The organism is Polaromonas sp. P3_C2 (genome assembly GCF_056402675.1).
The window spans coordinates 1-5,317 of the sequence record NZ_JBFUGX010000285.1 but is presented as its reverse complement, the minus strand read 5'-3'; the positions used below and the strand labels follow the sequence as shown (position 1 = coordinate 5,317).

At 62.9% G+C, this 5,317-nt stretch carries 6 protein-coding genes and 1 pseudogene; 6 read left to right on the top strand and 1 reads right to left on the bottom strand.

Annotated elements, in window-relative coordinates:
• The 6 genes and pseudogenes from AC1DWI_RS13020 to AC1DWI_RS12995 form a co-directional block, all read left to right on the top strand.
• Window positions 1-435: pseudogene (locus AC1DWI_RS13020) on the top strand (DNA alkylation response protein); the annotation flags it as partial.
• A gap of 33 nt (window positions 436-468) precedes the next feature.
• Entirely contained in the window at window positions 469-1,407 is a 939-nt protein-coding gene (locus AC1DWI_RS13015) for a glutathione S-transferase family protein (protein WP_477724975.1), read from the top strand.
• Complete coding sequence (locus AC1DWI_RS13010; protein WP_477669530.1) at window positions 1,404-1,871, top strand: GNAT family N-acetyltransferase; 468 nt, start codon at window positions 1,404-1,406, stop codon at window positions 1,869-1,871. The genes AC1DWI_RS13015 and AC1DWI_RS13010 overlap by 4 nt, the downstream gene beginning before the upstream one ends.
• Window positions 1,872-1,963: 92 nt before the next feature.
• Window positions 1,964-2,869 carry an SDR family oxidoreductase gene (locus AC1DWI_RS13005; protein ID WP_477669531.1) on the top strand — a complete coding sequence of 302 codons (906 nt, stop codon included), beginning with the start codon at window positions 1,964-1,966 and terminating at the stop codon, window positions 2,867-2,869.
• Complete coding sequence (locus tag AC1DWI_RS13000) at window positions 2,869-3,708, top strand: alpha/beta hydrolase family protein (protein ID WP_477669532.1); 840 nt, start codon at window positions 2,869-2,871, stop codon at window positions 3,706-3,708. Before AC1DWI_RS13005 ends, AC1DWI_RS13000 begins: the two co-directional genes overlap by 1 nt.
• Window positions 3,709-3,751: 43 nt before the next feature.
• A complete protein-coding gene (locus AC1DWI_RS12995; RefSeq protein ID WP_477669533.1) occupies window positions 3,752-4,360 on the top strand; it encodes a thioredoxin domain-containing protein in 609 nt (202 codons plus the stop codon).
• A gap of 98 nt (window positions 4,361-4,458) precedes the next feature.
• Here the strand turns inward: AC1DWI_RS12995 and serA are convergent.
• On the bottom strand, window positions 4,459-5,317 hold an 859-nt coding region (gene serA, locus AC1DWI_RS12990), incomplete at its 5' end, for a phosphoglycerate dehydrogenase (protein WP_477724974.1).

The following is a 5,317-nucleotide window of genomic DNA, read 5'->3' as shown; positions in this document are numbered from 1 at the left end:
GGCAATGGCTATGTGGAGGAGGGCGGCGAGGGCGTCATGGCCCGCGTTTACCGTGAAATGCCGCTCAATTCGATTTGGGAAGGCGCGGGCAACATCATGGCGCTGGACCTTTTGCGCGCGCTGCGCAAAGCCGACGCCGTAGCGGCCCTGAACCAGGAACTGGCCGCCGCAAAAGGCGCGCACCCGGCGCTGGACCGGCTGGCCGCTGCCTTGCCAACACGTGTGGAAGAAATGGCGACTGAAGTGGAGGCACGGCGGCTCGCGCAGGACGTCGCGCTGGCGGTGCAGGCCGCCTTGCTGTATCAGACCGCGCCCGCTGCCGTCTTCAGCGCTTTTTGCGACTCGCGCATTGCAGGCAACTGGGGCCATGCTTTCGGTACGCTGGGCGCCGGTACCGATTTCGACACCCTCATCGCGCGGGCCATGCCCCGCTGAATTTCAAGATACGCAGAACACCCGGAGACAACCATGAGCGATCTGATCCTTCACCATTACCCCACATCGCCATTTGCCGAAAAAACCCGCCTGATGCTGGGTTACAAAAACCTGCCCTGGAAGTCCGTCGTCATCCCGATGATCATGCCCAAGCCCGACGTGGTGGCGCTGACCGGCGGCTACCGCAAGACGCCCATCCTGCAAATCGGTGCCGACATTTATTGCGACACCGCCTTGATCAGCGACGTGCTGGAACACCTGCAACCCGAGCCTTCGGTGTACCCGGAACCCAGCAAGGGCCTGGCGCGCACGCTGGCGCATTGGGCCGACAACACGCTGTTCTGGACCTCCATGGCCTWCAACACSCAGCCCAAGGGCGTGGCSCAGATTTTTGAAAAAGCGCCRCCYGAAGCCGCSCGGGCTTTCGGYGAAGACCGCAAGGCCATGAGCACCGGCATGCCGCGCCTGCGCGCCAGCGATGCCGCCGCAGCCTACAAGTCCTATTTGCGCCGAATCTCGGACATGCTCGACGACCGGCCTTTTTTACTGGGTGATGTGCCCTGCATCGCCGATTTCGCGATGTACCACCCGCTGTGGTTCACGCGGGTGCAAACACCGGTGCTCGCGGGCATCCTGAACCTCACGCCGGCCGTGCTGGAATGGATGGACCGCATGGCCGCCATTGGCCATGGCGGCATTGAAAAATTCAGCTCCACCGAGGCTGTGGCACTGGCCGCCGCATCCACGCCGGCGCCGTTGCCGGGTGACCTGTTCCAGGACGAACACGGCATTGCGCTGGGCAGCCAGGTGCTGGTCAGCGGCGAGAGTTTTGGACCGGAGCCTACCGAGGGCGAGCTGATCGCCGCCACCCGCATGCATTACACGCTGCGCCGCACCGATGCGCGTGCCGGCACCGTGCATGTGCATTTCCCGCGCATCGGTTACACCCTGAAGGCTGCAGCCCCGGCATGAGCATCTCCGGCACCTCCGTTATTTCCTGGCGTTTTCTTCCCTTTGACGCGCTGACCACCCTTGAGCTTTATGAGATCTTGCAGCTTCGCAGCGAAGTGTTTGTGGTCGAACAGGCCTGCAGTTTCCAGGACATGGACGGCGCGGACATGCAAGCCATGCATTTGCTGGGCATAAGGGAAGGGCGGCTGATAGCCTACGCGCGCTGCTTTGCCGCGGGCGTGAAGTTTGCGGAGGCCAGCATAGGCCGCGTGGTCACGCATGCTTCGGCACGCGGCGGCGGCATTGGCCATGTTCTGATGAAAGAGGCCGTTGGCCGTTTGCAGCAGCACTGGGGCCCGCAACCCATCCGCATAGGTGCACAGGCACGGCTTGAGCAGTTCTACCTGCAGCACGGTTTTGCCAATACCGGCCAGCCCTACATCGAGGACGGCATACCGCACATCGAGATGCTGCGGGTTGCCTGAATAGTTACCTGAGCGACAGCTGTGGCGACRGGGTGCACGGACAATTTTCCTGTTCTTCAAGACACCAAGATATTCATCAAGGAAAACGAACCATGATCACGGATTTCAAAGGTAAAACGGCAGTGCTGACCGGCGCGGGCTCGGGCTTTGGCCTGGAATGCGCACGCCTGGGGGCCCAACTGGGCATGAACCTCGTGCTGGTTGACGTGCAGCAGGATGCGCTGGACAAAGCCACCGAAGAGATGAAGGCTTCCGGTGCCCAGGTGCTTTCGTTCAAGCTTGACGTCTCCAGCGCAACGCAGATGGAAGCCATGGGCAAGGCCGTGTTCGAGCGCTTCGGCGCGCCGCATTTCGTTTTTAACAACGCCGGCGTTGGCTCGGGCGGTCTGATCTGGGAAAACAGCGTCAAGGACTGGGAATGGGTGCTGGGCGTCAACGTCATGGGTGTGGTGCACGGCGTGCGCATCTTCACGCCGATGATGCTGGAAGCAGCCGCCAAAGACCCATTCTGGCAAGGCCACATCGTCAACACCGCCAGCATGGCCGGGCTGCTGAACCCGCCGAATATGGGCGTCTACAACGTCAGCAAACACGCCGTGGTGGCGCTCAGCGAAACCCTGTACCAGGACCTGGGCCTGGTGACCGATCAGGTTGGTGCCTCGGTGCTGTGCCCATTTTTTGTAGCCACAGGCATCGGCATGAGCCACCGCAACCGCCCGGCCGAACTCGGCGCGGAAAAGCCGACCAGGAGCCAGATGATCCAGCAGGCCATGACCGGCAAGGCAGTCGGCTCCGGCAAGGTGAGCGCCGCCGATGTGGCGAAACTGGTGTTTGACGCCATCGCAAAGAACCAGTTCTACATCTACAGCCACCCCAAAGCCATCAACTCCGTGCAGACACGGCTTGAAGACGTGCTGCAGGCGCGCAACCCGACGGATCCGTTTGCCGACAAGCCTGAAATTGGCCAGCAACTGAAAGCCGCGCTTCGCGGGGCCTGATGGGCCGCGGCTACCTTGCTTGGGCCGGCCTGCTGCTTGGGCTGGCGGGGGCAGGCGCGTTGGCACAACCGGTGAAGTGCCCCGACGGAAAACTTGCCGACGGCATTGAACGGGCAGGGGACGCCCGGCAATGCCTTGTCATCCGCAAGCTGGCGCCTGGCCAAACATCCCGCATCACACCCAAGGTACTGGTCGTCTTTCTGCACGGCGACAACGGCGGGCGCACGGAATTGAACGCGGACAGCGGCACAGCAGCCTTGCTGGCCGAGAAGCTCCAGGCCGTCACAGTGGCGATGCAGCGCCCCGGCTACCGCAGCGAACTGGGCGTATCGGACGGCGAGTCCGGCCCAAGGGACGACGACTACACGCCAAGCAACGCCGAAATCATTGCCGCCGCGCTGGGCAGCCTGCGCAGCCTCAACCCCGGCAAGAAAATCCTGCTCGTCGGCCATTCGGGTGGCGCAGCCATGGCGGCGCTGGTCGCCAGCCGCTTTCCCGGCAGTGCCGACGCCTATTTGCTGGCCGGATGCCCCTGCGATGTGCCGGCATGGCGGCAATGGCGCAACAGCTCTGCGGGCAAATCCGGCGCCTGGAGCCGCAGCCTTTCACCCCTGGCTGAAGCGGAGAAAATCAGCCCGGATACGCAGATCAGCGTGGTGGTGGGCAACAAGGACGAAAACACATTGCCCCAGTTCAGCGAGGCCTATGTCAGGGCGCTGCAGGCGCGCGGCGTCAAAACCCGCGTCACGTATGCAATGAACGCCACCCACGTGTCGGTGCAGCGCGCGCCGGAGTTCTTCATGCTGGCGGGTGAATTGGCGGACAAGCTGTCGAAATAGCGCCGCTGCGCTATCCTTGCCGCTCCTTCATTCAACTTTTTTGATGATGTCCAAATTTCTGAACCGCCTTTTCCTGGCTGCCGTTGTCGCGGCCGGCTTGCTGCTTGCCGGCTGTAACGATGCGCCGGGCACCGCGCCCGGCAGCCCGTCGGCAAAGGCTGTCACCGAACCGGTATCCGTGGCCGCCATCGAAGCCGGCGCCAAAGGTTTTTCAGCCGGCGCCCTGATGAGCAAGCGCACGGTGTATGTGTTTTTTGATGCGCAATGCCCGCACTGCGGCGCCCTGTGGGAAGCGGCAAAACCGCTGAAGTCCCAGGCCAGGTTTGTCTGGATCCCGGTTGGCATGCTCAACGCCGCCAGTACGGCCCAGGGGGCAACCCTGCTGGCGGCCAGCGACCCGGTGGCGGCCATGGACGCGCATGAAACGTCGCTGCAGGCCCGGCGTGGCGGCATCAGTGCGGCCAGCAATATCGACGCGCAAAAAGAAGCCGTCGCCAAAAACACCGAGCTGATGACCAGGCTGGGTTTCGCTTCGATCCCCACCATCGTCGGAACCCACGCGCAGACCGGCGCCACGGTGTCACATGAAGGTTCATTGTCAACGGCGGCGCTGGCCACCTTGCTGGGTTTACAGCCGCCGGCAGCGCAGTAATCTGGTCTTTTCCTTGGGAAAGTGGCTGAAACCCAATAGAGACGGGCGCAACCAGCTATATATTTGATAGCGGTTGCGCGCCGTGGCTCAAGCCCGGTTCAAAACAAAACCCGGCTGCGGATGGTTCCGGGCACCTCGGCCAGCTTGGCCAGCGCGATGTCGGAGTGCGCCGCGTCGATGTCGATCACCACATAACCCACAGCTTCGTTGGTCTGCAGGTACTGCGATGCGATGTTGATGCCGTTGGCCGCAAACACCTTGTTGATTTCCGACAGCACACCCGGCACRTTGCGGTGAATGTGCAGCAGGCGGTGCTTGCCCGGGTGGGCCGGCAGTGCCACTTCGGGGAAGTTGACGGAAGACGTCGAGGTGCCGTTGTCGCTGTACTTCACCAGCTTTTCGGCCACTTCGATGCCGATGTTTTCCTGCGCTTCCATGGTCGAGCCGCCCACGTGCGGCGTCAGGATCACGTTGTCCAGGCCGCGCAGGGGCGATTCAAAAATGTCCTTGTTGCTGCGCGGCTCCACAGGGAACACGTCGATTGCCGCGCCCAGCAGCTTTTTTTGCTTCAGCGCCTCGGCCAGCGGTTCAATTTCCACCACCGTGCCGCGTGAGGCATTGATCAGCACGCTGCCGGGTTTCATCGCGGCGATCTCGGCCGCGCCCATCATCCATTGGGTGGCTTTGGTTTCGGGCACATGCAGGCTCACCACGTCGGACTGGGCCAGCAGGTCCTTGAGCTGGGCTACCTGCCGGGCGTTGCCCAGCGGCAGCTTGGTTACCACGTCAAAAAACACGACCTGCATGCCCAGCGCTTCGGCCAGCACCGACAGCTGCGTTCCGATGGAGCCGTAGCCCACGATGCCCAGCGTTTTACCGCGGATTTCGTAGGCGTTCTCGGCCGACTTGAGCCAGCCGCCGCGGTGCGCCACGGCGCTTTTCTCGGGCACGCCGCGC

Bases quoted from the DNA above. Each gene is read 5' to 3' on its own strand.
- AC1DWI_RS13010 (WP_477669530.1), top strand. From the start codon at position 1,404: ATGAGCATCTCCGGCACCTCCGTTATTTCCTGGCGTTTTCTTCCCTTT.
- AC1DWI_RS13005 (WP_477669531.1), top strand. From the start codon at position 1,964: ATGATCACGGATTTCAAAGGTAAAACGGCAGTGCTGACCGGCGCGGGC.
- AC1DWI_RS13000 (WP_477669532.1), top strand. From the start codon at position 2,869: ATGGGCCGCGGCTACCTTGCTTGGGCCGGCCTGCTGCTTGGGCTGGCG.
- AC1DWI_RS12995 (WP_477669533.1), top strand. From the start codon at position 3,752: ATGATGTCCAAATTTCTGAACCGCCTTTTCCTGGCTGCCGTTGTCGCG.